Raw genomic sequence first — 25,655 nt, 5'->3', positions numbered from 1 at the left:
GCCCTGGCCGGACTGTCCGTGCGCCCCGTCCGCCATGATGATCCTGGCGGCAGGCCGCCATCCGGGCAGGTCCGCGGGCCCCTGGAGAGATTCATGCATCCGATGCTCAATATCGCCGTCAAGGCGGCCCGCAAGGCGGGATCCATCATCAACCGCGCGTCGATCGACGTCGACCTGGTCCGCGTCTCGCGCAAGCAGCACAACGATTTCGTGACCGAAGTCGACCGCGCCGCCGAGGCCGCGATCATCGAGGTCATCCGCACCGCCTACCCCGAGCACGCCATTCTAGCGGAAGAGTCCGGCCAGTCCTGGGCCGAGGGTGAGGAACAGGCCGAATTCACCTGGGTGATCGATCCGCTGGACGGCACCACCAACTTCATCCACGGCTTTCCGCAATACGCGGTCTCGATCGGCCTGCTGCACAAGGGCGCGCCGTCCCAGGCCGTGGTCTACGATCCCACCCGCGACGAACTGTTCACGGCCAGCAAGGGCGCCGGCGCGTTCCTGAACAACCGCCGCATCCGCGTGACCCGCCGCGACAAGCTGGCCGACTGCCTGATCGGCACCGGCTTCCCGTTCCGTGACCTCGAAGGCGTCGAGGAATACCTGGAAATGTTCGCGCTGATGACGCGCAGCTGCGCCGGCCTGCGTCGCCCGGGCGCCGCCGCGCTGGACCTGGCCTACGTGGCCTGCGGCCGCCTGGACGGCTTCTTCGAGCGCGGCCTGAAGCCGTGGGACATGGCCGCGGGCATGCTGCTGATCACCGAGGCCGGCGGCCTGGTGGGCAACTACGCCGGCGAATCGCGCCAGATGGAACAGGGCGAGGTGCTGGCCGGCAACCCCAAGGCGTTCGCCCAGATGGTGCGCCTGCTGTCGCCGTACTCGCTGGACAACGCCAAGCCCGCGCTGAAGCCCATCGAGGGCTGAAACCGGACAGCGCCGGGGCCCGCTGTGGCGCCCCCGCTGCCTTCCCGCCTGCCATCCGTGCTGCCGCCGGCGCCTGTGCCGGCCCCTCCCCGCGCAGCACGGCGGGCCGGCAGCCGACATCCTCGGCCTGGTCCGACCCAGTTTAAGAATCCTCCGCATTACAACGCACCGGCTTCCCGCTAGATTGGCGAGGCAGGCAGTAAAATGCCGCTTTGCGCCCCGGCGCGAACCGATATACCGGCGGCCCGGCCCGTGGGCCGCCCGAGAGGAATGCATGTCCGCAGAAGCCTTTTCCCAACCAGCCGAAACCACGCGCCCCGATGCCGCCCCGGACGCCGCGCCCGTGTCCGCCGAGACCCTGGCCGCCGCGGAAGGCAAGCCCCCGCGCAAGGGCCGCGCCGACAAGGCGGAGCCGGCCGACAAGGCTGACAAGCAGACGCCGATGATGCAGCAGTACCTGCGCATCAAGGCGGACCATCCGGACACGCTGCTGTTCTACCGGATGGGCGACTTCTACGAACTGTTCCACGACGACGCCGAAAAGGCCGCCCGCCTGCTCGACATCACGCTGACGTCGCGCGGGCAGTCCGGCGGCGTGCCGATCCGCATGGCCGGCATCCCGTTCCACTCGGTCGACCAGTACCTGGCGCGGCTGGTCAAGCTGGGCGAATCGGTGGCGATCTGCGAGCAGATTGGCGATCCGGCCACGAGCAAGGGGCCGGTCGAGCGCAAGGTCGTCCGCATCGTCACGCCCGGCACGCTGACCGACGCCGCGCTGCTGCCCGACAAGGTGGACAGCTACCTGATGGCCGTGCACCAGCAGACGCTGCGCCGCGGCGTGGGCAAGGTCGGGCTGGCGTGGCTGAACCTGGCCAGCGGCGAACTGCGGCTGATGGAGTGCGACGCGGCTGCCCGAATGGCATTTCGACCAGGACGCCGGCACCCGTCGCCTGCGCGAGCAGATCGGCGTGGCCAGCCTGGAGCCGTTCGGCTGCGCCGGGCTGGGTGCGGCGCTGGGGGCCGCCGGCGCGCTGCTCAACTACGCCGCCACGACGCAGGGCCAGTCGCTGCGCCACGTGCAGGGCGTGACGGTCGAACGCGAATCGGAGTTCGTCGGGCTCGACACCGCCACGCGGCGCAACCTCGAACTGACCGAGACGCTGCGCGGCGGTGAATCGCCGACGCTGTTTTCGCTGCTCGACACCTGCTCCACGACCATGGGTAGCCGGGCGCTGCGCCACTGGCTGCACCACCCGCTGCGCGACCCGGCGCTGCCGCGTGCGCGCCAGCAGGCCATCGGCGCGCTGATCGCCCAGGACCCGGACGCCGTGCGCGCGGCGCTGCGCAAGCTCTGCGACGTCGAGCGCGTGACGGCGCGGCTGGCGCTGCTGTCGGCCCGGCCGCGCGACCTGTCCGCGCTGCGCGACACGCTCAAGGCGCTGCCGACGGTGCAGGCCAGCGTCAGCGCCGCCCAGGAATCGCCCTTGCTGGCGCAGACGATGGACGAGCTGGACATCCCGGAGGCGTGCCTGTCGCTGCTGGAGCGCGCGGTGGCCGAGGAACCGTCGTCGGTCATCCGCGACGGCGGCGTGATCGCGCGCGGCTACGACGCCGAACTGGACGAACTGCGAGACATTTCGGAAAACTGCGGCCAGTTCCTGATCGAACTGGAAACCCGCGAACGCGAGCGCACGGGCATCAACAACCTGCGCGTCGAGTACAACCGCGTGCACGGCTTCTATATCGAGGTCACCAACGGCCAGGCCGACAAGGTGCCCGACGACTACCGGCGCCGCCAGACGCTCAAGAACGCCGAGCGCTACATCACCCCGGAGCTGAAGGCGTTCGAGGACAAGGCGCTGTCCGCGCAGGACCGCGCGCTGGCACGCGAAAAACAGCTCTACGACGCGCTGCTGCAGGCCCTGCTGCCCCATATCGGCCCCCTGCAGCGCGTGGCCGCCGCGCTGGCCCGGCTGGACGTGCTGGCCACGCTGGCCGAACGGGCGCGCACGCTGGACTGGAGCCAGCCCGAGCGCGTGGCCGAGAACGTCATCGACATCGCGCAGGGCCGCCATCCCGTGGTGGAAGGCCAGTTGGCGGCCGAATCGGTGGCGTTCATCGCCAATGACTGCCAGCTCAACGAGGCGCGCAAGCTGCTGCTGATCACCGGCCCGAACATGGGCGGTAAATCGACGTTCATGCGCCAGACCGCGCTGATCGTGCTGCTGGCCTGCGTGGGCGCCTGGGTGCCGGCGCAGCGCGCGGTGATCGGGCCGATCGATCGCATTTTCACGCGCATTGGCGCGGCCGACGACCTGGCCGGCGGGCGCTCGACGTTCATGGTGGAAATGACCGAGGCGGCCGGCATCCTGCACAACGCCACGCCGTCTAGCCTGGTGCTGATGGACGAGATCGGGCGCGGCACGTCGACCTTCGACGGCCTGGCGCTGGCGTGGGCGATTGCCCGCCACCTGCTGTCCCACAACCGCAGCCACACGCTGTTTGCCACCCACTACTTTGAGCTGACGCAACTGCCGCAGGAATTCCCGCAGGCGGCAAACGTCCACCTGTCCGCCGTGGAACATGGCGACGGCATCGTGTTCCTCCACGCGGTGCAGGACGGTCCGGCCAGCCAGAGCTACGGCCTGCAGGTGGCGCAACTGGCCGGCGTGCCGCAGCCCGTGATCCGCGCCGCGCGCAAGCACCTGGCCTGGCTGGAACAGCAGTCGGCGGACGCCACGCCGACGCCGCAGATGGACCTGTTCGCGGCTCCGGCCACGCCGCTCGACGACGACGAAGCCCCGGAGCTGGCCGAGGCCCTGGCCGCCGAACACGCGGCCGCGCTCGATGCGCTGGCCGAGATCGACCCGGACAGCCTGTCGCCGCGCGACGCGCTGGAGGTGCTGTACCGGCTCAAGGCGCTGGCGGCCCCGACGCGCAACGCATGACACCCACCCTCCGCCCCGCGCGCGCGGCCCGGGCCCTGGCGGCCCTGGCCTGCGGTGCCTGCCTGCTGGCGCCCGTGGCGGTCCACGCGGCGCGCGCCGGCAAGGTCGCGCCACCCGCCGCGGCGGCCGAACCGGTGACGCGCATGGCGCTGATCGCCGACGTGCCGCAGTGGCCGACGGCCGAAGCCGACACGTCCGCACTGTTCGAACAGATGGCGTCGCAGAAGGTGACGCTGATCGTCCACGCCGGCGGCATCAAGGGCGACACCGAATCGTGCGCGGACCCGGTGCTCAGCGCGCGGCTGCGGGTGCTGGACGACGCGCCGGCGCCGCTGCTGTTCGTGCCCGGCGAGACCGACTGGGCCGAATGCCACAAGCCCGTCAACGGCAAGTTCGATGCGGTGGAGCGGCTCAACCGGCTGCGCGAGCTGTACTTTCCGGCCGACACCACGCTGGGCCGCCGCACGCTGCCCGTGGTGCGCCAGTCGGACCAGGCGATGTTCCGCAGCTTCCGCGAAAACGTGCGGCTGATGATCGGCAACGTGCTGGTCGTCGGCCTCAACCTGCCCGGCGACAACAACCACTATCGCAGCGAAGGCGGCCGGAACGGCGAGTTCGAGGACCGGCGCGAAGCCAATCGCCAGTGGCTGGGCCGCGCGTTCTCGATCGCGGGCCAGCGCGACCTGGCGGGCGTGCTGGTGGTGGTGCATGCCGACCCGCAGTTCGGCAACGGCTGGGAAAAGCGCGGCAAGCCGACGCTGCTCGACGGCTTCCTGCGGCGCGGCACGCGCGATGGCTACCTCGAATTCAAGCGCCAGCTACGCGACCTGTCGGCCAAGTACGCCGGCCAGGTGCTGCTGGTGCATGCCAGCGACAGCGGCTTCAGCGTCGACAAGCCGCTGCGCGACACCGCCGGCAAGGTCGTCGGCAACTTCACGCGCGTGGCGCTGCCGATCGGCAACCCGTCGCGCTGGGTGGAACTGACCGTCACGCCCGGCACGAAGTCGGTGTTCCAGGTGGCATTGGAAGACGGGCCGCGGACGAATTGACGAGGCGGCGGACGGGCACCCCGCCGGATTTGACCTGCGTCACGCGCGCAGCAATGAAAAAAGCCGGCGGGAGCCGGCTTTTCTCGTGTTCGCGATGACCTGTCGCGTATCGCTCGACGGGTTCAGTGCAGCGTGCGCGGGCTGTTGCCCTCGCCGCCTTCTTCCTCGTCCTCGTCAACGACCTCGATGCCCGAGGCGCCATGCGCGTGGCCGTGCTCGACTTCCTCGCTCGTGGCCTCGCGGACTTCCGACACCTTGAGCCAGAAGCGCAGCGCCATGCCGGCCAGCGGATGGTTGCCGTCCAGCACCACCTTGTCTTCGGCAACGTCGGTCACCGTGTAGATGATGGAATCTTCGTCGTCGCCGTCCTCGGGCACGCCCTCGAACTGCATGCCCACTTCGAGCGGCTCGGGAAAACGGTCGCGCGGCTCCACCTTCACCAGCTCGGCGTCGTAGTCGCCGAACGCGTCTTCGGGCTCGAGCTGAAGCTCGGTCTGGAAGCCGGCGTCGTGGCCGTCCAGCGCTTCCTCGATCTTGGGGAACGTGCCATCATACCCGCCGTGCAAGTAGACCATGGGCTCATCGGATTCCTCGATGAGATTGCCCTGCGCGTCCGACAGCTTGTACACAACGGACACCACCGTGTTCTTAGCGATTTTCAATTCTTGACTCCATGAGCGATTCCGCATTATACGCGCAGGCCCTGCCTGCGGGCCCCCTTGATCCCGACGCACCGCTCACGCTGCTCGGGGGCATGACGCCCGCGGCCTTCATGCGCGACGTCTGGCACCGCAAACCGTTGCTGATTCGACAGGCCGTGCCCGGAATCGTGCCCCCTGTGTCGCGCGAAGCGCTTTTCGAACTGGCCGACCACGACGACGTGGAGTCACGCCTGGTGTCGTACTTTCGCAACCGCTGGAAGCTCGAACATGGCCCGTTCGCCGAAGACAACCTGCCGTCACGCAAGACTGGCAAGTGGACGCTGCTGGTCCAGGGCGTGAACCTGCACAGCCGGGCCGCGGCCGAGCTGATGAGCCAGTTCCGCTTCGTGCCCGATGCGCGGCTCGACGACGTGATGATCAGCTACGCCACCGACGGCGGCGGCGTGGGTCCGCACTTCGATTCGTATGACGTGTTCCTGCTGCAAGTATCGGGCCGGCGCCGCTGGCGCATTTCGTCGCAGACCAAGCTCGATTTGATCCCGGACATGCCGCTGAAAATCCTGTCGGACTTCAGCGCCGAGCAGGAGTGGGTACTGGAGCCGGGCGACATGCTGTACCTGCCGCCGCAGTACGCGCACGACGGCATCGCCGAGGGCGAATGCATGACCGCCTCCATCGGCTTCCGTGCGCCCGCCTATCGCGAGCTGGCCGGGCACTTCCTCGCGTGGTTGTCGGAGACGGTGGAACACAACGAGGGGCTCGATGGCCGCTACGCCGATGCCGGCGAGGCCGCCACGGCCACCCCGGCGCAGTTGCCGGCCGGGCTTGCCAAGACCGTGGCCGAGCGGCTGCAGTCGCTGAAGTGGAACGCGGGCATGGTGTCCGAGTTCCTGGGGTCGTACCTGTCTGAGCCCAAGCCGTCGGTGCAGTTCGACGAGGTGGCCGAAATCAGCCTGAAGCAGTACACGAAGCTGGCCAAGGCGCATGGCGTGGTCCTTGCTCCGGCTTCCATAGCGCTATACGATCGCACGCACTTCTTCCTGAACGGCGAAGCCTACGAGCCGCCCCCGCCGCTAGCAAAATGGCTGCGCAGGCTGGCTGACCACCGTCAACTGACGGCCACGGAAGTGGCCGCGTGCGCGGCGCTTCCGGATCTCATGGACACGTTCCATGACTGGGCCATGGAGGGCTGGTTGCAGTTTGCGCCGGCACGTGTGTAATTTTGCGTAACAGAATGAACCGGCATATTTTCGCTGTACACAAGGCGGGAAAACGCGGATATAATCGCCCGCTGGCTAGTACTGTGGACCACTGCACTGTCGGCACCCGGGAGAGCCTATATTTGCAGCACAAGAGCGATAATTACCGGTAATTATTCATCGCCTGTTTTCGTTTTATTAAAAGTTAAAGGACGAACAATGAAGAAGTCTCTCCTGATCGCATCCCTGCTGGCTGCTGTTGCCCTGGCCGCTTGCGGCAAGAAGGAAGAAGCTGCCGCTCCGGCCGCTGACACGGCTGCTTCGGCTCCGGCCGCTGCTGCTCCGGCTGCTGACGCATCGGCTCCGGCCGCTGCTCCGGCTGCTGACGCTTCGGCTCCGGCCGCTGACGCATCGGCCCCGGCTGCTGACGCTTCGGCTCCGGCTGCCAAGCAGTAATCGGATCTTTCCGAAAAACAAAAAGCCGACCTTCGGGTCGGCTTTTTGTTTGGGCGATTATCTGACGCCTCCACATTAGCGGCGCCGGCGGCTACGCCGATTATGCCCGCACCGGCTGCCAGCCCAGCCCTTCCTCCTGATCCGCGATCAGAATTTCCTCAGGCAAGACCCCCAGCGCCGCCGCCAGCGCGCCGGCCGCCAGTTCCCGCGTGTTGTTCTGCTTGCTCAGGTGCGCCGCCACCACGCGCGACAGCCCCGTGTGGGCAACCCGCGACAGGATGCTGCCGGCGATATCGTTCGCCAGATGGCCGAAATCGCCGCCGATCCGCCGCTTGAGCGACCACGGATAGGCCGAGTTCTGCAGCATGTCCCGGTCGTGGTTGCATTCCAGCACCAGCGCGTGCACGCCGGCCAGCCGCGCCGTCACATAGGGCGTTTCCATGCCGGCGTCGGTCAGCACGCCCAGCCGCGCGTCGCCATCGGTCAGCACGAACTGCAGCGGCTCGCGCGCATCGTGCGGCACCGTATAGGGATGGATCTGGAGCCCGCCTACGGAGAAGACATGGTCGGCGCAGCAGACGCGCACGTCGGCCTGGTCGGCGCCGCGCATATGGGACGTGGCCAGCCAGGTGCCGTGGCTCGTGTGGACGGGCAGCTTGTGGCGCGCGGCAAACGCGTAGGCCGAGCCCACGTGGTCGCCATGCTCGTGCGTGACCAGCACGGCGTCGAGGTCGTCGGGCGATACGCCCAGCCGCTCCAGCCGCCGCGACGTCTCCTTGATGCCGAAGCCGCAGTCCAGCAGCACGCGCGTCACGGAGACGCCCTCGCCAGCCTCGATCAGCAGCGCGTTACCGTCGCTGCCGCTGCCCAAAAAAGCAAAGCGCATCATCGATGCGCTCGCCGGGGGCGATGCCCGACGGCGGGCGCCGTCGGCATCAAATTGCAACAAAAAACGAACATCAATGCAGCTGTTCGTCCAGCAGCGACAGGATGCGCTTGCTGACTTCGGTGTTTTCCGGCTGGCCGGCGTCGTTCTGCACGGTGACCGTGGTGCCCGTGCCGCTGCCCTTCAGCGAGACGCGATACTTCTTCGCGGTCTTGCCGTCGTTGGCCTTGGTGAACAGCTTCGAGAAAAAGCCGCGATCGTCCACCGCCTGCTTCGGATCGACGTAGCGCACGTAGTACAGGCCCTGGGCGCGGTCGCGGTCTTCCACCGTGAAGTTCACACGGTCCAGCGACAGGCCGACCGAACGCCAGGCGCGATCGAACGGCTCCGGCAGTTGCAGCGCCGGCGTGCCATTGACCTGGCTCAGGAAAGACTTGCCTTCGGCGTCGCCGGAGGCACCCGTGGCAGCAGCCGCACCGATGCCGGTGGCGCTGGCCGACGGTGCCGGTGCCGGCGCGGCGGCGTTGCCCACCGGCGTCGGGTTCTTGGCCATCTGGGTGGCCTGCTCCTTCTGCACGCCCAGGCGCTGGGCCAGGCGCGACAGGAATTCGGCTTCCAGTTCCGGATCGGCCGGACGCGGCGTCCAGACCGTCGTCGACTTGTCCACGCCGGTCAGTTGTTCCTGCGCGCCGCGGTGGCTGATGAACACCTCCAGCTGGCCGTTCTGGGCCCGCTCCACGCGGGTGCGGAACTTGTCGCGCTCGGAGGTCGAGTACAGGCCGTCGAACACCTTGCCGATCGTGTTGCGGATGATGTCCTGCGGAATCTTGGCGCGGTTCTCGGCCCAGTCCGTTTCCATGATGCCGGTCTGCGGCGAGTCCTGCGTCAGCAGGAAGCCGTTTTCCTGCCAGAAGCCGCGCAGCGACTCCCAGAGCTGGTCGGCGCGCATGCCGTTGCTGATCACCAGCCAGCGCTGGTTGCCGTCGCGCTCCATGCGGATGCCCTGCGTGGACGGCAGCACGTTCGTCGCCGGCTCGGCCTCGCGGGTCTTGGTGGCCTGCTGGTAGTTCGACAGCGTCGACGTGCCCGCGGCGTCGGGCACGGTGTAGCGGCGATCGCCTTCGAGCTTCGTCAGGTCCGGCGGAATATCCAGCGAAGCGGTCTTCTTGCCCTGGGACTTGTAGTCGATCTTGTCGGGCTGCATTGCCTCGTTGATGCTGCTGCAGCCGGCAATCAGCGTCAGCGCCAGCATGGGCGCAACCACTGCGACACGGCGAACCTGCGTCGCGCCGCGACGGTTAAGCTTCTGTTTCATTGACACGTAATCCTGGTTTCAAGAATCGGCGAATAGCCGAACGTTCAGCCGGCGAATCTCAGCCCAGCAGGCCGGCCGCTGCCAGCGCGCGGCGCACGGTTTCGTGCTGGCCTTCCGCCAGCGGGGTCAGCGGCAGGCGGATACCGCCACCCATCTTGCCCATCTGCTGGAGCGCCCACTTCACGGGGATCGGATTGGCCTCGACGAACATCGCGCGGTTGAGGTCGATCAGTTCCATGTGCAGGCGGCGGGCCGTGACCACGTCGCCCTTCAGGGCGGCCGCGCACATCTCGTGCATCTTGCGCGGCGCCACGTTGGCGGTCACCGAGATATTGCCCTTGCCGCCAAGCAGGATCAGTGCGACGGCGGTCGGATCGTCGCCGCTGTAGACCGCGAACGACTCGGGCGCGTCCTTGATGAGCTGCGCGGCCCGGTCGATGTTGCCGGTGGCTTCCTTCACGCCCACGATGCCCGGCACCTGTGCCAGCCGCAGGATCGTCTCGTTGCTCATGTCCGCCACGGTACGGCCGGGCACATTGTAGAGCACCACCGGCAGGTCCACGGCTTCCGCGATGGTGCGGAAATGGCGGTACATCCCTTCCTGGGTCGGCTTGTTGTAGTACGGCACGACCTGCAGCGACGCATCGGCACCCACCCGCTTGGCAAAAGCGGTCAGCTCGATCGCCTCGCGCGTGGAATTGCCGCCCGTACCCGCGATGATGTGCACGCGGCCGGCCGACTGCTCCACCGCCACGCGAATCAGCTCGCAGTGTTCCTCGACGTTGACCGTCGGCGACTCGCCCGTGGTACCCACGATCACGATGCCATCGGTGCCTTCCGCCGCATGCCAGTCGATGAGGTTGCGCAGGGCCGGGTAGTCCAGGCTGCCGTCCTCATGCATCGGGGTGACGATGGCCACGATGCTGCCGGTAATCTGTGTCATATCTCAGGGAATTCGGGAAATTCGGACAACCGGGATTGTACCGGAACCGTCAGGGGCTCCGGACCCCCTATCAATGAGGGAAAACGTTAACGGGCGTAACGTGTGGCGGGGCCGTCTCGCTGACAGCGGCGCCGCCCCGCGCGGTGCGCCCCCGGCGCCTCAGCCGGGCAGCCGGTAGCGCGGCGGCGCGCCGTCGGAATGGCCGCCCGGCGCCTCCCGCACGGCACACAGCCGCTGGACGAAGGCGGTGCGGGTCGATTCCAGCGTGCCGTCCTCGTAACCCACCACGCGCAGCCGGCCGCGCACCACATCGAGCAATTCGCCCGGCCGCAGCAGGAAATCGGGCCGCGACGGCTTGCCGACCGTCTCGTTGCCGGCCGCGAAGGTCTCGTAGACCAGCACACCGCCCGGCGCCAACGCGTCCAGCAGGTGCGGCCAGAGCGGGCGATGGAGGTAGTTGGTGACCACCACGGCGTCGAACGGGCCGTCATCGGCCAGCGGCCAGGTGCCCTGCTCCAGGTCCGCCACGCGCCCCTGCACGCCGGCGGGCAGCCCCGCCACGGCGTCGGCATCGCGGTCCACGGCCAGCACCGCAAACCCCTGGCCGGCCAGCCAGGCGGCATGGCGCCCGCTGCCGCAGGCCAGGTCAAGCACCCGGCCGCCGGGCCGGATCAGGTGGGCCCAGCGGGTCAGCCAGGGGGATGGCGCGGCAAGTGGCGGATGCGTCGGGGTCATGCGCGGCGAAGAATCGGGATATGGGAAACGGCGGGCGGCGGGTATGCCGCTACTGGAGGATCATCAGCACCGGCCGCAGCATGAACTCCACCAGCGACAGCAGCGCGGTCATCACCGGCTGCATCCAGATCCGCGTGATGACGCCCGCGGCCACCAGCGCCAGCACGATGAAGATGCCATAGGGCTCGATGCGAGCCACGGCGGCGGCCATCGACTGAGGCAGGAATGCGGTCAGCACGCGGCCGCCATCGAGCGGCGGGATCGGGAACAGGTTGAACGCGGCCACCACGGCATTGACCAGGATGCCAGCCCGCGCCATCTGGGCCCAGAACGGCTCCTGCACCTGGGCCAGCGCCAGCCCCACGGCCACCAGCGCCCACAGAAACGCCTGCGCGATATTGCTGGCCGGGCCGGCCAGCGCCACCCACATGCCGTGCCAGCGCGGGTTGCGCAGGTGGCTGAACACCACCGGCACCGGCTTGGCAAAGCCGAACACGAACTGCCCGGCCGTCAGGAAATACAGCAGCAGCGGCACGGCCACGGTGCCGATCGGGTCGATATGGCGCACCGGGTTCAGGCTCACGCGGCCCAGCAGCCAGGCGGTGTTGTCGCCGAAATACTTGGCCACGTAGCCGTGGGCGGCCTCGTGCAGCGTGATGGCGAACAGCACGGGCAGCGCATATACGGCGAGGGTCTGGACGATCGAGGAATCCATGCGGGCTATTCTATCGGGCCGCCGGCGCGCAAGGCTGTCCGGCATGTCCGCGGGTGTGCGGTATGTATCAAAAATGGCGGGCCGACGGAAACATGGCGCGCCACGGCTGCGGGATCAGGTAATCAGGCGGCGGCCGTCAGGCCGAAGCGCTCGACGTCGCCCCGCCCGGCCCGCACCAGTTCGGGCTCGCCGCTGGTCAGGTCGATCACGGTGGTCGGCTGGGCCGGCGCCGGGCCGCCGCAGATCACCAGGTCGAGCTGCTTTTCCAGCCGGGCGCGGATCTCGGACGGCTCGTTCATCGGCGCCTCGTCCCCGGGCATCTGCAACGTCGCGGAAATCAGCGGCTGGCCCAGCTCGGCCACCAGCGCCAGCGGAATCGCATGTCCGGGCACGCGCACGCCGATGGTCTTGCGGGCCGGATGCGACAGCCGCCGCGGCACTTCCTTGGTGGCTTCCAGGATGAACACGTACGGCCCCGGCGTGGCGCCCTTGATCCAGCGGTACTGGCGGTTATCGACCCGGGCGAAGTTGCCGAGTTCCGACAGGTCGCTGCACATCAGCGTCAGGTGGTGTTTCTCGTCGATGCCGCGCAGCCGGCGCAGCCGCTCCACGGCCGACTTGTCGTCGAGCTGGCAGGCCAGCGCGTAGCTGGAATCGGTGGGCAGCGCGATCAGGCCGCCCTTCTGCAGGATCTGCGCGGCCTGCTTGACCAGCCGCGCCTGGGGGTTGTCGGGATGGATCTCGAAATACTGGGACATGGAAGGCGCGGAAAGTCGGGACGGATCAGCTTACCAGTCGTGCCAGACCGGCGTCACGTCCGACGGCAGCGGGGGCAGCGTGCCGATTTCCACGCGGCCTTCGCCGGGACCGTGGAAATCAGACCCGCGCGAGGCCAGCAGGCCGTAGTGGCGCGCCACGTCGGCATAGCGGCGGAACTGGTCCGGGGTATGGCTGCCGGTCACCACCTCGACGGCCCGGCCGCCGAGCTGCGTGAATTCGTCGAACAGCGCGTCGTGCTGCAGCGGCGTGTAGTTGTAGCGGCCCGGGTGGGCCATCACGGCGATGCCGCCCGCGCCGCGGATCCAGCCCACGGCCTCGGCCAGCGACGACCAGCGGTGCGGCACGAAGCCCGGCCGGCCCTCGGACAGGTACTCGCTGAACACGTCGCCGATGGTCTTGCAGCGGCCTTCGTCCACGAGCCAGCGCGCGAAGTGCGTGCGCGAGATCAGGTCCGGATTGCCGACGTAGCGCAGCGCGCCCTGGTAGGCATCGGGGATGCCCACCTTCGCCAGCGCCTCGCCGATGTCCTGCGCGCGGCGGGCCCGGCCATCGCGGGTGCGTGCCAGGCCATCGATCAGGTCGGCGTTGAACGGGTCGATCTGCAGGCCGACGATGTGGACGGTCTGCCCGGCCCAGGTGACGGAAATCTCGACGCCGGGCACGTAGCGCATGCCCAGCGCCTCGGCGGCGGCGCGCGCCTCGGTCTGGCCACCCACCTCGTCGTGGTCGGTCAGGGCCCAGAACGCCACGCCTCCGGCATGCGCCCGCGCGGCCACCTCGGACGGGGGCAGCATCCCGTCGGACACGGTGGAATGGCAGTGCAGGTCGGCGTTGACGGCGTGGGCATTTTGCATGGCTGCCATTCTACTCCCGGAAGGGTTTTTTAGCCCTGCCGCCAGCGGTGGCGTGTCCGGATTGCGGCAGCCCGCGCGGTATGATGGGGGCCTTGTTGCAACCGCCTCGACCGCCTGTTCCGCCATGTCCTCCACGCCCAGCGCCCACGCCACCCCGACCCCGGAAACCATCCAGACCGACGTGCTGATCGTCGGCGCCGGCCCCGTGGGCCTGTTCGCGGCGTTCCAGGCCGGCGTGCTCGGGCTCAGGTGCGAGCTGATCGACGTGCTGGACCGCGCCGGCGGCCAGTGCACCGAGCTCTATCCCGAAAAGCCGATCTACGACATCCCGGCCGTGCCGGGCTGCCTGGCGCAGGAACTGGTGGACCGGCTGCTCGAACAATGCGCGCCGTTTGCCCAGCCCATGCATTTCGGACAGCGCGCGCAGTCGGTCAGCGACACCACGGGCGCCGACGGCCATCCGCGGCTGCTGGTGACAACCGACGGCGGCAAGCGGTTCGACGTGGCGGCGGTGCTGATCTGCGCCGGCGCCGGGGCCTTCGCGCCGCAGCGCGTGTCGCTGCCCGAGGCGGCGGCGCTGGAAGACCGCCACGTGCACTACGCCGTGCGCGACCTGTCGCGCTTTGCCGGCAAGCGCGTGATCGTGGCCGGCGGCGGCGATTCGGCACTGGACTGGGCGCTGGCCCTGCGCGGCGTGGCCGCGCGCGTCACGCTGCTGCACCGGCGCGAGGGCTTTCGCGCGGCGGACCACACCGTGGCCGCCATGCGCGCGGCCGTGGACGCCGGCGAGATGGATTTCGTCGTCGGCATGCTCGGCAGCCTGCAGACCGACGCGTCGGGCGCGCTGACCGAGGCCGGCATCAAGACCCGCGACGGCGACCACACGGTGCCGGCCGACGAACTCGTCGCGCTGTACGGGCTGGTCTCCGAGCCCGGGCCCATCGCCCACTGGGACCTGGCCATGCGCGCCGGCCGCATCCAGATCGACGACACGACCACCTACGAAACGTCCCGCCGCGGCATCTTCGCGGCCGGCGACATCGCGGTCTATCCGAACAAGCAGAAACTGATTCTCTCCGGCTTCCACGAAGCCGCGCTGGCCCTGCGCAAGGCCTACCACTACGCCTTCCCCGACAAGGCGCTCGTGCACGTGCACACGAGCAACAACGCAGCGCTCAAGGAAAAGCTGACGCACGGGTAAGGGATTGGGTTCAGCTTTCCTCTCCCGCCGTGCGGGGAAGGGAAACAAACCTGGCGAAGATCGTACTTACGCCAGAAATTCCTCGATCAACCTCGCCACCACCGCTGGCTGGTCGTGGTGCAGCATGTGCCCGGCGTCGTCGACGAACACCTCGCGGAAGTCCGGGAAGGCGCGAAAGCGTTCCTTGAACTCCTCGATGCTCTGCTTGTGGGCGATATGGACCAGCGTGGCCGAATCGCGCGCTTCCACGTGCAGCACGGGCGCGGTGACTCGGGCCCAGATCGCCATGATCTCGTCGATGCGGTACAGCGTGGGGTTGGTCATCTTGTGGGCCGCGTCGCCCAGGATTTCCCAGCGGCCCGCGTCGTTGCGGCGCGACCAGTGCGCGGCCAGGAACGCCGCTCGGTCGTCCGGCAGGCGCGGGTTGGTCTTCTGCAACCGCGCCGCCACGGCGGCCTCGCTCTCGTAGGTCTTCAGTTCCGGCGCCGTGCGCAGTTCGTCCAGCCAGCGCGCCAGCCGGCCCGGCGCCTGCTCGGGGCGGGTGCGCGTGAGGCCGAAGCCTTCCAGGTCCACCACGCGCCGCACCCGCTCGGGCCGCACGCCGGCGTAGATGCACACCACGTTGGCGCCCATGCTGTGGCCCACCAGGTCCACCTGCCCGTCGGGCTGGTAGTGGTCCAGCAGCGCCTCCAGGTCGGCCACGTAGTCGGGGAACCAGTACGAGCGGGTGCCCGGGTAGCGCGTGGGATAGTCGGTCTCGCCAAACCCGCGCCAGTCCATCGCAATCACGTGCCAGTCGCGCGTGAAGGCGTCGACCAGGAACTGGAACGACGCGGCCACGTCCATCCAGCCGTGCAGCATGAACAGCTTGGGCGCCCCGGGTTGGCCCCAGTGGCGGACGTGCGTGCGCAGGCCGCGCAGCGTGATAAATTCGGAACGCGAAGTTTCCGTGATGGTCATGGTGTCTACCCTCTGTGCCCGGGTCTTCTGATGCGCGCGCAGCCTTGGCCACGCGGCGGCCCGGATAAAAATAGAACGATCGTTCGCTCGCCGGATTATAGCCAAACGGCTACGAAAGGCGCGCCGGACGATCGAGAACATTGGAGACAACCGCATGACCGCCCTGCCGGCCACGCGCCGTGACGACTATCACGCGCTGCATGACGCGTTCCACTGGAACGTGCCCGAGTTCTTCAACCTGGCCGAAGTCTGCTGCGGCCGCTGGGCGCGCGACCCGGCCACGGCCGACCGCATTGCCGTGTACACCGAGCACGAGGACGGGCGCCGCGCGGCATACCCCTACGCCCATATCCAGGCCGAGGCCAACCGGCTGTCCCGCGCGCTGCGCGAGTTGGGCGTCCAGCGCGGCGACCGCGTGGCCATCGTCATGCCCCAGCGCATCGAGACCGTGATCGCCGGCATGGCCGTGTACCAGCTTGGCGCCATCGCCATGCCGCTGTCGATGCTGTTCGGCCCGGAGGCGCTGTCCTACCGGATCGACCACAGCGAGACGCGCGTGGCCATTGCCGACGAGACGTCGATCGACAACCTGCTGGCCGCCCGCCCCAACTGCCCGACGCTGCAGACCATCATCGGCGTGGGCGACGCCACCGGGCGCGGCGACCTGGACTGGGATGCGCTGCTGGCCGCGCAACTGCCCGCCTTCACGGCCGAGCAGACCAAGGCCGACGAAGCGGCGGTGCTGATCTACACCAGCGGCACCACCGGGCCGCCCAAGGGGGCGCTGATCCCGCACCGCGCGCTGATCGGCAACCTGACCGGCTTTGTCTGCTCGCAGAACTGGTATCCGCAGGACGACGACGTGTTCTGGAGCCCCGCCGACTGGGCCTGGACCGGCGGCCTGTGGGATGCGCTGATGCCGGCGCTCTACTTCGGCCGGCCCATCGTCGGCTACCAGGGCCGGTTTTCGGCCGAGCGCGCGTTCGAGCTGCTGGCGCGCTACGGCGTGACCAACACGTTCCTGTTCCCCACGGCGCTCAAGCAGATGATGAAGGCATGCCCGGCGCCTTCGGAAAAATATGATCTCAAGCTGCGCGCGATCATGAGCGCCGGCGAGGCCGTGGGCGAAACCGTGTTCTCGTGGTGCCGCGACGCGCTCGGCGTGATCGTCAACGAGATGTTCGGCCAGACCGAGATCAACTACATCGTGGGCAACTGCACGGCGCAGTACGACGACGACCGGCTCGGCTGGCCGGCGCGGCCGGGATCGATGGGGCGGCCCTACCCCGGCCACCGCGTGGCCGTGATCGACGAGGACGGCCGGCCCTGCCCGCCCGGCGAGGACGGCGAGGTGGCGGTCTGCGCCACCGACATCCACGGCCATCCGGACCCGGTCTTCTTCCTGGGCTACTGGAAGAACGAGGCCGCCACGGCCGGCAAGTATTCGGAATACGACGGGCTGCGCTGGGGCCGCACGGGCGACCTGGCGCGCATCGACGCCGACGGCTACCTGTGGTACCAGGGCCGCGCCGACGACGTGTTCAAGTCGTCGGGCTACCGCATCGGCCCCAGCGAGATCGAGAACTGCCTGCTCAAGCATCCGGCCGTATCGAACTGCGCCGTGGTGCCGTCGCCGGACCCGGAGCGCGGTGCCATCGTCAAGGCGTTCATCGTGCTGACGCCGGCCGTGGCGCGGTCGTTCGACAACGACGCGGCGCTGGTGGCCGAGCTGCAGCAGCACGTGCGCGGCCAGCTGGCGCCGTACGAGTACCCCAAGGCCATCGAGTTCATCGACCAGTTGCCGATGACCACCACCGGCAAGATCCAGCGCCGCGTGCTGCGGCTGATGGAGCAGGAGCGCGCGCAGCAGGCCGCGCAGCGCGCCGGCTAGCCGGCCGAGGCTTCGAGCCAGGCCAGTTCGGCGTCGTCGAACCCGGCCGCGCGCCGGGCGTCGAGATTGAACGGGCCGCGCAGCTTGGGCGCCTGGTACTGCTCGGCCAGCCGCGCGTAGGTGGCTACCGGCTCCAGCCCGCGCCCGGCGCAGAGCCAGCGGTACCAGCGGTTGCCGATGGCGACGTGGCCCACTTCGTCGCGCAGGATGATGTCGATGATCGCGGCCGCGGCGGCGTCGCCGGCCTCGGCCAGCTTGGCACGCACCGGCGGCGAGGCATCGAGCCCGCGCGCCTCCAGCGTGCGCGGCACCAGCGCCATGCGCGCGAGCACGTCGCCGGACGTCTTGTCGGTCATCTCCCAGAGGCTGTTGTGCGCCGGAAAGTCGCCATAGGTGGCGCCCAGCGTCTGCAGGTGGTCGGCCAGCAGCGTGAAGTGGTACGCCTCCTCGTCGGCCACGCGCAGCCAGTCGCGGTAGTAGTCGTGCGGCATGCCCGCGAAGCGCCAGACGGCGTCCAGCGCGAGGTTGATGGCGTTGAACTCGATGTGGCACAGCGCGTGGATCATGTTCGCGCGGCCCGCCGTGGTGTGGATGGACCGGCGGCGCTCCACGCGCATCGGCGGCACCAGCTCCGGGCGCGCCGGCCGGCCGGGCACGGCACCGGGCGCCGCCACGAGGACTTCATCAGGATCGACTATGGTGTCCTGGCCGGCCTGCAGCCGGGCGTACAGCGCCCGCGCGGCGGCGGCCTTGGCGCGGGCATCGGTCATGCACAGCACGTCCAGCGCCTGCCGGCGTGCGGAATGTGGCGCTTCAGCGATGTCGGCGGGTGCGATCACTGGCATAGGCGTAAAATTCGGGAAGCCGCCATTGTAGAGCTTCGCCGGCACCGGTCCGGCCCCCATCGGGCTCTTTTAATCGGGGCGGCCATCCCCAATTACGCACATTCAGCAGGAGACCCCATGGCGCTTTACCAGCTCGGCGATATCGCCCCGTCCATTCACGAGGATGCCTATGTGGCGGCCGAGGCCACCATCATCGGCAACGTGACGCTCAAGGCGCGTGCCAGTGCCTGGCCGGGCGTGGTGATCCGCGGCGACAACGAGCCGATCGTCGTGGGCGAGGACACCAACATCCAGGAAGGCTCTGTGCTGCACACCGATCCGGGCCGGCCGCTGACGCTGGGCGACAAGGTGTCCGTGGGCCACCAGGCCATGCTGCACGGCTGCACGGTGGGCGAGGGCTCGCTGATCGGCATCCAGGCCGTGGTGCTGAACGGCGCCGTGATCGGCAAGGAATGCCTGGTCGGGGCCGGCGCGGTGATCACCGAGAACAAGGTGTTCCCGGACCGGTCGCTGATCCTGGGCGCGCCCGCCAAGGTGGTGCGCGAACTGACCGACGACGACGTGGCCAACCTGTACCGCAACGCCGAGACGTATGCCCGGCGCCAGGCCGTCTACAAGACACAACTGAAGCGGATCGGCTGACCCCCGCCGACCGCCACTTTCAACCGACAGACCAGAACCGTGACCGCTTCCCAGAATCCCGATACGCTCCAGAAATTCCTGTTCGACGCCGCCCCCGTGCGTGGCGAACTGGTCCGCATGGAGGCCTCGTGGCAAGAGGTATTGAACCGCCACGCCTACCCGCTGCCCGTGCGGCGCGTGCTGGGCGAGATGATGGCGGCCGCGGCGCTGCTGTCGGCCAACCTGAAGTTCAACGGCGCGCTGGTCATGCAGTTGCACGGTGACGGCCCGGTGCGGATGCTGGTGGTGGAATGCCTGTCCGACCTGTCGCTGCGCGCCACGGCCAAGCTGGCCGAGGGCGCCGAGGTGCCCGACGACGCCACGCTCAGGCAGCTTGTGAACGTGCACGGCAAGGGCCGCTTCGCCATCACGCTGGACCCGCAGGACAAGCTGCCGGGCCAGCAGCCGTACCAGGGCATCGTGCCGCTGGCCGACGAGCACGGCCCGCTGGCGACGATGACCGAGGTGCTGGAGCACTACATGAAGGCGTCCGAACAGCTCGACACGCGCCTGTGGCTGGCGTCGAACGACCAGGTAGCGGCCGGCATGCTGCTGCAGAAGCTGCCCGCCTATGGCGGCACGGCCGGCGCGGGCATCGGCGAGACCGGCAGCGCGCTGACCGACGAAGGCCAGCCGCAGGACCTGGACACCTGGGACCGCGCCTGCCAGCTTGGCGCCACGCTCAAGGAAGACGAACTGCTGGCCGAATCGCCCGACACGCTGCTGCGCCGCCTGTTCTGGGAAGAACTGCAGAACGCCGGCCTGCGCGTGTTCGAGCCGATGACGCCGCACTTCGCCTGCTCGTGCTCGCGCGACAAGGTGGCCGGCATGCTGCAGACGCTGGGCCAGGAAGAGATCGAAGGCATCATCGCCGAGCGCGGCGAGGTGGAAATCCACTGCGACTTCTGCGGCCAGCGCTATGCGTTCGACCCGGTGGACGCGGCACAACTGTTCACGTCGCCGGTGGCGACCGGTGCCGGCGACGGGGCGAAGCAGCAGCATTGACCTGGGCGGCGCCGTTTCCGCAATGCGGCAGACCGGCGCCCACCATCGGCCAGGCAGGCGCACCGTACGGAACCACACACCCGGTCCGCCGGGTCCAATGGCATGCTTGGCGATGGCAGGCCCGCTTTTCCGGCCGCCGAACGGAGTCCGACATGACTGCGATCTTTCCTTCCCTGCTGGCCGTGGCCGTCGGCGCGGCCGTGCTGGCCGGCTGCGCGGCGCCGGTGCCGCGCGATGTGAACGGCGTGCCCGCCACGGCGCGCCTGGCGCCGGGGTCCACCCCGCCCGCCCCGCTCAACGACGCCGAGCGCGAGCGGCTGGCCACGCTGAACCAGCAGATCCTGCGCGAGCAGGCCGCCGTGATGGCCAGCGAGCAGCAGGCCGCGGCATGGAGCCGCGCGGCGTACGCCTACCCGAACACGAGCATGAGTCTTTACTACGGTGGATGGGGCGGGGGCGGATGGGGGAGCGGCTGGGGCGCCGGCGTCGGATTCAGCACACCGGGCTACGGCGGCTACGGCTGGGGCGGCTACCCGTACGGCTGGTGGTAACCGGCATACCGGTTTGATGGAGGAGGCGGGGCCGGCAGCGGCCCGCCCGCTTGGTGGCCCTGGTGGCTAGTGGCCGCCGCGACCGGCGACGGAATTCGCGGGCGGCGGCAGCGGCGGCGTGGCGCTGACCTTCGGCGCCGGGGCGACGAACTGGACGAACACCTCGTCGTCCTTGACCATGCCGAGTTCGTAGCGGGCTCGTTCCTCGATGGCGCCGGTGCCGTCCTGCAGGTCCTTCACTTCCCCTTCCAGCTTGGCGTTGCGCAGCTTCAGGCCCTGGTTGTGCGTAGCCTGCTCGGTCACCTGGCGGTTCAGGTCCCAGACGCGCAGCCAGCCGCCCTTGCCCAGCCAGAGCGGGTACTGAATGGCCAGCAACAGCACGAACAGCAGCAGGGAAATCAGGCGCATCGGAGCAAAAGCCGCGAGGGAAAGGGCGTGTCAGGGCGTGTCGGACGTTTCCGATGGGCACCAATGATCCATCAAGCGGCCGAAGATTGCAAAACAAAAGACGCTACAAAGCGCAACAACGGTGCGCCGGCCGTCCGCCATCGGCACAATCGCCACAGCTTCGATGAAAAAAACGCCGCGCCGGCAATCCGGCAGCGGCGTTTTTCATGCGTGCGGGCGGCCAGGCCACCCGCGCGCCGGGGCTTAGCGCAGGTTGTAGAACGCGCTCTTGCCCGGGTACGTGGCGATGTCGCCCAGGTCTTCCTCGATGCGGATCAGCTGGTTGTACTTGGCGATCCGGTCCGAGCGCGACAGCGAGCCAGTCTTGATCTGGCCAGCGTTGGTGCCCACGGCGATGTCGGCGATGGTGCTGTCCTCGGTCTCGCCCGAGCGGTGCGAGATCACGGCGGTGTAGCCGGCGCGCTTGGCCATCTCGATGGCGGCGAACGTCTCGGTCAGCGTGCCGATCTGGTTGATCTTGATCAGGATCGAGTTGCCGATGCCCTTCTCGATGCCTTCCTTCAGGATCTTGGTGTTGGTCACGAACAGGTCGTCACCCACCAGCTGCACACGCTTGCCGAGCTTGTCGGTCAGCGTCTTCCAGCCTTCCCAGTCGCCCTCGGCCATGCCGTCCTCGATCGACACGATCGGGAACTTGTCGCACAGGTTGGCCAGGTAGTCGGCAAACTGCGTCGACGACAGCTTCAGGCCCTCGCCTTCCAGCGCGTAGGCGTCCTCGGCCTCGTGGTAGAACTCGCTCGCGGCGCAGTCCAGCGCCAGCAGCACGTCCTCGCCTGCCTTGTAGCCGGCCTTCTCGATGGCCTGGACGATCGTGTTCAGGCATTCCTCGTTCGACGAGAAGTTCGGCGCGAAGCCGCCTTCGTCGCCCACGGCCGTGGACATGCCCTTGTCGGCCAGGATCTTCTTGAGCGCGTGGAACACCTCGGCGCCGCAACGCAGGGCTTCGCGGAAGCTGGTCTGCGACACGGGCATGATCATGAATTCCTGGATGTCCAGGCTGTTGTTGGCGTGCGCGCCGCCGTTGACGATGTTCATCATCGGCACCGGCATCTGCATGGCGCCCGAACCGCCGAAGTAGCGGTACAGCGGCAGGCCGGCCTCTTCGGCGGCGGCCTTGGCCACGGCCATCGACACGGCCAGCATGGCGTTGGCGCCCAGGCGGCCCTTGTTCTCGGTGCCGTCCAGCTCGATCAGCGTGCGGTCCAGGAACGCCTGCTCGGACGCGTCCAGGCCCATGATGGCTTCGGAGATTTCGGTGTTGATGTGCTCGACGGCCTTCAGCACGCCCTTGCCCAGGTAGCGCGACTTGTCGCCGTCACGCAGTTCGATGGCTTCACGCGAGCCCGTCGATGCGCCCGACGGCACGGCCGCGCGGCCCATCACGCCCGACTCCAGCAGCACGTCGCACTCGACCGTGGGATTGCCGCGCGAGTCCAGCACCTCGCGACCGATGATATCTACGATTGCACTCATATTTCCTCTCAGGACTGTTGAATCTTCGTGAATCTTCTACGTGCAAGATGACGGGTGGAAGTCTCAGGCGCCTTCCACGACGATCATGTTCATCTTTGCCGCGTGCTCGCGGGAGCGGCGCGCCGCCAGGTATTCCTCGCTGTCGTAGAAAGCCTTGGCGGCCTCGTAGCTCTGGAACTTCAGCACGACCACGCGCGTCGGCGCCCAATCCCCCTCCAGCGGCTCGGTCCGGCCGCCGCGCACCAGCACCTCGGCGCCGTGCGCCTGCATGGCGCGCGTGGAAAGCACCTTGTATTGCTCGTACTGCTGGGGGTCGGTCACGTCGACGTACGCGATGATAAGGCCGGCGGCCATACGCTATCTCCGAATCTTTTGTATTGTCTTTCGATACCGGCGCGTCGCCGGAAGCGACACCGCCCGCGGCGGGCGCGGGCGGCGGGTACTGCAGGCTGGGTCAGGCGCAGGCCGGCCAGCCGAAGTTGTCTTCCAGGAAGCCGGCGCGCTTGACCAGGGTGTCCAGGTCCTTCAGCACGGCCAGCAGTTCCTTCATCCGCGACAGCGGCACCGCGTTCGGACCGTCCGACATCGCCTTGCTCGGGTCCGGATGGGTCTCCATGAACAGGCCCGCCACGCCGGTGGCCACGGCCGCCCGCGACAGCACCGGCACGAACTCGCGCTGGCCGCCCGAGCTGGTGCCCTGGCCGCCCGGCAACTGCACCGAGTGGGTCGCGTCGAACACCACCGGGGCGCCGGTCTCGCGCATGATCGCCAGCGAGCGCATGTCCGAGACCAGGTTGTTGTAGCCGAACGAGACCCCGCGCTCGCACGCCATGAACACGTCGTCGGCCAGGCCGGCTTCGCGCGCGGCGTCGCGGGCCTTGTCGATCACGTTCTTCATGTCGTGGGGCGCCAGGAACTGGCCCTTCTTGATGTTCACCGGCCGGCCGCTCTGCGCGCAGGCGCGGATGAAATCGGTCTGGCGGCACAGGAAGGCCGGCGTCTGCAGCACGTCCACCACGGCCGCGACGGGCTTGATCTCGTCGATCTCGTGGATGTCCGTGAGCACCGGCACGCCAATCTCGCGCTTGACCGTGGCCAGGATCTCCAGACCCTTCTCCATGCCCAGGCCGCGGAACGACTTGCCCGACGACCGGTTGGCCTTGTCGAACGACGACTTGTAGATGAACGGGATGCCCAGCTCGGCCGTGATGGCCTTCAACTGGCCGGCCGTGTCGAGTGCCATCTGCTCGGACTCGATGACACAGGGGCCGGCGATCAGGAAGAACGGCTTGTCGAGGCCGACATCGAATCCGCACAGTTTCATGGCTTCTCTCTCCTTCGTCGCGCGGCGTCAGGCGCCCTTACGTTGCTGCGCGGCCAGCGCGGCTTCCACGTACGCCTTGAACAGCGGGTGGCCGTCGCGCGGCGTCGAGGTGAATTCCGGGTGGAACTGGACGCCGACGAACCACGGGTGCATCGACGCCGGCAGCTCCATCATTTCCGGCAGGTTCTCGGTGGGGGTACGCGCCGAGATCACCATGCCGGCCGCTTCCAGCTGCGGCACGTAGTGGTTGTTGACCTCGTAGCGGTGGCGGTGGCGCTCGTTGACCTCCGCGCCGTAGATCTGCGCGGCCTTGGTGCCAGCCTGCACCGGCACGCGCTGGGCGCCCAGGCGCATCGTGCCGCCCAAGTCGGACTCGGCCGAACGCTGCTCGACCTTGCCTTCGCGGTCCACCCACTCGGTGATCAGCGCCACCACGGGGTGCTCGGTCTCCAGGTTGAACTCGGTCGAGTTGGCATCGGCCATGCTCGCCACGTGGCGGGCAAACTCGATCACGGCCAGTTGCATGCCCAGGCAGATGCCCAGGTAAGGCACCTTGTTCTCGCGGGCGTACTGGATTGCGCGGATCTTGCCTTCCGTGCCGCGCTTGCCGAAGCCGCCCGGCACCAGGATGGCGTCCAGCGGCTGCAGCACTTCCAGGTGGCCCGATTCCAGTTCCTCGGAATCGATGTATTCGATATTGACGCGCGTGGCCGTGTGCATGCCCGCGTGGCGCAGGGCCTCGATCAGCGACTTGTACGACTCGGTCAGGTCGACGTACTTGCCGACCATGCCGATCTTGATCTCGTGCTCGGGGTTTTCCTGCGCATTGACCAGCTTCTGCCACATCGACAGGTCGGCCGGCTTCGGGTCCAGGCGCAGTTCCTCGCAGATCAGGCGGTCCAGCCCCTGCTCGTTGAGCATCTGCGGGATCTTGTAGATGCTGTCGGCATCCCACACCGAGATCACGGCGTCCTGCGGAATGTTGGCGAACAGCGAGATCTTGGCGCGCTCGTCGTCCGGGATCGGGCGGTCGGCGCGGCACAGCAGCGCCGTGGGCGAGATACCGATCTCGCGCAGCTTCTGCACCGAGTGCTGGGTCGGCTTGGTCTTCAGCTCGCCCGCGCTGGCGATGAACGGCACCAGCGTCAGGTGCACGAACGCGCAGTGGTTGCGGCCCAGCCGCAGGCTCATCTGGCGCGCGGCCTCCAGGAACGGCAGCGACTCGATGTCACCGACCGTGCCGCCGATTTCCACCAGCGCCACGTCGGCCTTGCCGTCGTGCGAAGCGGCCGCGCCGCGTTCCACGAACGCCTGGATCTCGTTGGTGATGTGGGGAATGACCTGCACGGTCTTGCCCAGGTATTCGCCGCGGCGCTCCTTGCGGATCACCGACTCGTAGATCTGGCCCGTCGTGAAGTTGTTCGACTTGCGCATCTTGGCCGACACGAAGCGTTCGTAGTGGCCAAGGTCCAGGTCGGTTTCAGCGCCATCCTCGGTCACGAACACCTCGCCATGCTGGAAGGGGCTCATCGTGCCGGGGTCGACGTTGATGTAGGGATCGAGCTTGAGGAGGGTGACTTTGAGGCCGCGCGACTCGAGAATGGCCGCGAGCGAAGCAGCAGCGATGCCCTTGCCGAGAGAAGAGACGACGCCACCGGTGACGAAGACGAATTTGGTCATAAACCGAGCTTGCCGGGGAAATCGGGATTATACATGAGAGCCCGAGCGCCGCCGACCCGGAATTTGTGACAACAGGGTGTCCCGGGGGCCCTGCCCGGCCGCCTGCG

24 protein-coding genes and 1 pseudogene are annotated in these 25,655 nt (G+C 68.3%); 10 read left to right on the top strand and 15 right to left on the bottom strand.

The features are described 5' to 3' along the window. Nucleotides 1-93: 93 nt before the first annotated feature. The 3 genes and pseudogenes from EPAKOI_RS05235 (at nt 94) to EPAKOI_RS05225 (ending at nt 4,924) form a co-directional block, all read left to right on the top strand. The gene (locus EPAKOI_RS05235; protein ID WP_124684655.1) at nt 94-927 is read left to right on the top strand and encodes an inositol monophosphatase family protein; all 834 of its coding nucleotides are present in this window, start codon (nt 94-96) and stop codon (nt 925-927) included. Nucleotides 928-1,369: 442 nt separating this feature from the next. Continuing rightward, nucleotides 1,370-3,875 (top strand): annotated as a pseudogene (gene mutS, locus EPAKOI_RS05230) (DNA mismatch repair protein MutS). After that, nucleotides 3,872-4,924 carry a hypothetical protein gene (locus EPAKOI_RS05225; RefSeq protein ID WP_423193142.1) on the top strand — a complete coding sequence of 351 codons (1,053 nt, stop codon included), beginning with the start codon at nt 3,872-3,874 and terminating at the stop codon, nt 4,922-4,924. The pseudogene mutS and the gene EPAKOI_RS05225 overlap by 4 nt, the downstream one beginning before the upstream one ends. Before the next feature lie 122 nt (nt 4,925-5,046). On the opposite strand, the gene EPAKOI_RS05220 is transcribed toward EPAKOI_RS05225, so the two are convergent. Continuing rightward, complete coding sequence (locus EPAKOI_RS05220) at nt 5,047-5,586, bottom strand: FKBP-type peptidyl-prolyl cis-trans isomerase (RefSeq protein WP_124684737.1); 540 nt, start codon at nt 5,584-5,586, stop codon at nt 5,047-5,049. 11 nt (nt 5,587-5,597) lie between these two features. On the opposite strand from EPAKOI_RS05220, the gene EPAKOI_RS05215 reads away from it, so the two are divergent. Together EPAKOI_RS05215 and EPAKOI_RS05210 are read left to right on the top strand one after the other, a co-directional pair. Then, the gene (locus EPAKOI_RS05215) at nt 5,598-6,806 is read left to right on the top strand and encodes a JmjC domain-containing protein (protein ID WP_423193141.1); all 1,209 of its coding nucleotides are present in this window, start codon (nt 5,598-5,600) and stop codon (nt 6,804-6,806) included. A 198-nt stretch (nt 6,807-7,004) separates the two neighbouring features. After that, complete coding sequence (locus EPAKOI_RS05210; protein ID WP_084003951.1) at nt 7,005-7,241, top strand: hypothetical protein; 237 nt, start codon at nt 7,005-7,007, stop codon at nt 7,239-7,241. Between the two features lie 100 nt (nt 7,242-7,341). On the opposite strand, the gene EPAKOI_RS05205 is transcribed toward EPAKOI_RS05210, so the two are convergent. From EPAKOI_RS05205 to EPAKOI_RS05175, 7 genes are all read right to left on the bottom strand, one after another. Beyond that, complete coding sequence (locus EPAKOI_RS05205; RefSeq protein WP_423193140.1) at nt 7,342-8,130, bottom strand: MBL fold metallo-hydrolase; 789 nt, start codon at nt 8,128-8,130, stop codon at nt 7,342-7,344. Nucleotides 8,131-8,200: 70 nt separating this feature from the next. Further along, nucleotides 8,201-9,442, bottom strand: coding sequence for an outer membrane protein assembly factor BamC (bamC, locus tag EPAKOI_RS05200; protein WP_313838142.1), 1,242 nt, complete (start codon nt 9,440-9,442; stop codon nt 8,201-8,203). A gap of 58 nt (nt 9,443-9,500) precedes the next feature. Beyond that, a complete protein-coding gene (gene dapA / locus EPAKOI_RS05195; RefSeq protein WP_124684741.1) occupies nt 9,501-10,385 on the bottom strand; it encodes a 4-hydroxy-tetrahydrodipicolinate synthase in 885 nt (294 codons plus the stop codon). Nucleotides 10,386-10,544: 159 nt separating this feature from the next. Beyond that, nucleotides 10,545-11,120, bottom strand: coding sequence for a class I SAM-dependent methyltransferase (locus tag EPAKOI_RS05190; RefSeq protein WP_423193139.1), 576 nt, complete (start codon nt 11,118-11,120; stop codon nt 10,545-10,547). Nucleotides 11,121-11,169: 49 nt separating this feature from the next. Further along, nucleotides 11,170-11,835 (bottom strand): site-2 protease family protein, encoded by a 666-nt coding sequence (locus EPAKOI_RS05185; RefSeq protein WP_124684743.1) that lies wholly within the window; start codon nt 11,833-11,835, stop codon nt 11,170-11,172. A gap of 122 nt (nt 11,836-11,957) precedes the next feature. After that, nucleotides 11,958-12,593, bottom strand: a complete 636-nt coding sequence (locus tag EPAKOI_RS05180; protein ID WP_313838148.1) for an L-threonylcarbamoyladenylate synthase — start codon at nt 12,591-12,593, stop codon at nt 11,958-11,960. Between the two features lie 30 nt (nt 12,594-12,623). Beyond that, entirely contained in the window at nt 12,624-13,469 is an 846-nt protein-coding gene (locus EPAKOI_RS05175; RefSeq protein WP_124684745.1) for a 3',5'-nucleoside bisphosphate phosphatase, read from the bottom strand. 124 nt (nt 13,470-13,593) lie between these two features. On the opposite strand from EPAKOI_RS05175, the gene EPAKOI_RS05170 reads away from it, so the two are divergent. Beyond that, nucleotides 13,594-14,670: an NAD(P)/FAD-dependent oxidoreductase gene (locus tag EPAKOI_RS05170; RefSeq protein WP_124684746.1), complete on the top strand. Its 1,077-nt coding sequence runs from the start codon at nt 13,594-13,596 to the stop codon at nt 14,668-14,670. A gap of 66 nt (nt 14,671-14,736) precedes the next feature. Here the strand turns inward: EPAKOI_RS05170 and EPAKOI_RS05165 are convergent, their stop codons facing one another. Then, nucleotides 14,737-15,630 carry an alpha/beta fold hydrolase gene (locus EPAKOI_RS05165; protein ID WP_423193138.1) on the bottom strand — a complete coding sequence of 298 codons (894 nt, stop codon included), beginning with the start codon at nt 15,628-15,630 and terminating at the stop codon, nt 14,737-14,739. 154 nt (nt 15,631-15,784) lie between these two features. Between EPAKOI_RS05165 and EPAKOI_RS05160 the strand changes: the two genes are divergently transcribed. After that, a complete protein-coding gene (locus EPAKOI_RS05160) occupies nt 15,785-17,521 on the top strand; it encodes an acyl-CoA synthetase (RefSeq protein ID WP_423193137.1) in 1,737 nt (578 codons plus the stop codon). On the opposite strand, the gene EPAKOI_RS05155 is transcribed toward EPAKOI_RS05160, so the two are convergent. Then, complete coding sequence (locus EPAKOI_RS05155; protein WP_423193136.1) at nt 17,518-18,366, bottom strand: ferritin-like domain-containing protein; 849 nt, start codon at nt 18,364-18,366, stop codon at nt 17,518-17,520. The genes EPAKOI_RS05160 and EPAKOI_RS05155 overlap by 4 nt on opposite strands. A gap of 117 nt (nt 18,367-18,483) precedes the next feature. Here EPAKOI_RS05155 and EPAKOI_RS05150 point away from each other — a divergent pair, with 117 nt between their 5' ends. The 3 genes from EPAKOI_RS05150 to EPAKOI_RS05140 all read left to right on the top strand — a co-directional run bounded on the left by EPAKOI_RS05150 (nt 18,484) and on the right by EPAKOI_RS05140 (nt 20,603). Further along, entirely contained in the window at nt 18,484-19,008 is a 525-nt protein-coding gene (locus tag EPAKOI_RS05150) for a gamma carbonic anhydrase family protein (protein ID WP_124684750.1), read from the top strand. Nucleotides 19,009-19,047: 39 nt separating this feature from the next. Then, nucleotides 19,048-20,052 carry an Hsp33 family molecular chaperone HslO gene (locus tag EPAKOI_RS05145; protein WP_423193135.1) on the top strand — a complete coding sequence of 335 codons (1,005 nt, stop codon included), beginning with the start codon at nt 19,048-19,050 and terminating at the stop codon, nt 20,050-20,052. 152 nt (nt 20,053-20,204) lie between these two features. Continuing rightward, entirely contained in the window at nt 20,205-20,603 is a 399-nt protein-coding gene (locus EPAKOI_RS05140; protein ID WP_124684752.1) for a hypothetical protein, read from the top strand. A gap of 66 nt (nt 20,604-20,669) precedes the next feature. On the opposite strand, the gene ftsB is transcribed toward EPAKOI_RS05140, so the two are convergent. From ftsB to EPAKOI_RS05115, 5 genes are all read right to left on the bottom strand, one after another. Further along, nucleotides 20,670-21,011, bottom strand: coding sequence for a cell division protein FtsB (gene ftsB / locus EPAKOI_RS05135; protein ID WP_124684753.1), 342 nt, complete (start codon nt 21,009-21,011; stop codon nt 20,670-20,672). Between the two features lie 243 nt (nt 21,012-21,254). Then, nucleotides 21,255-22,544, bottom strand: coding sequence for a phosphopyruvate hydratase (eno, locus tag EPAKOI_RS05130; protein ID WP_124684754.1), 1,290 nt, complete (start codon nt 22,542-22,544; stop codon nt 21,255-21,257). A gap of 63 nt (nt 22,545-22,607) precedes the next feature. Further along, nucleotides 22,608-22,898, bottom strand: coding sequence for a DUF1330 domain-containing protein (locus EPAKOI_RS05125; protein ID WP_124684755.1), 291 nt, complete (start codon nt 22,896-22,898; stop codon nt 22,608-22,610). A 100-nt stretch (nt 22,899-22,998) separates the two neighbouring features. After that, nucleotides 22,999-23,868, bottom strand: coding sequence for a 3-deoxy-8-phosphooctulonate synthase (gene kdsA / locus EPAKOI_RS05120; protein WP_124684756.1), 870 nt, complete (start codon nt 23,866-23,868; stop codon nt 22,999-23,001). A gap of 27 nt (nt 23,869-23,895) precedes the next feature. Beyond that, nucleotides 23,896-25,548, bottom strand: coding sequence for a CTP synthase (locus EPAKOI_RS05115; RefSeq protein WP_124684757.1), 1,653 nt, complete (start codon nt 25,546-25,548; stop codon nt 23,896-23,898). Nucleotides 25,549-25,655 lie beyond the last annotated feature (107 nt).

The sequence above is a fragment of the Cupriavidus sp. H18C2 genome (genome assembly GCF_049393795.1).
Classification (GTDB): Bacteria; Pseudomonadota; Gammaproteobacteria; order Burkholderiales; family Burkholderiaceae; genus Cupriavidus; species Cupriavidus pauculus_C.
Note: the sequence above shows the minus strand (reverse complement) of the source record. Positions and strands in the feature narration are given on the sequence as shown.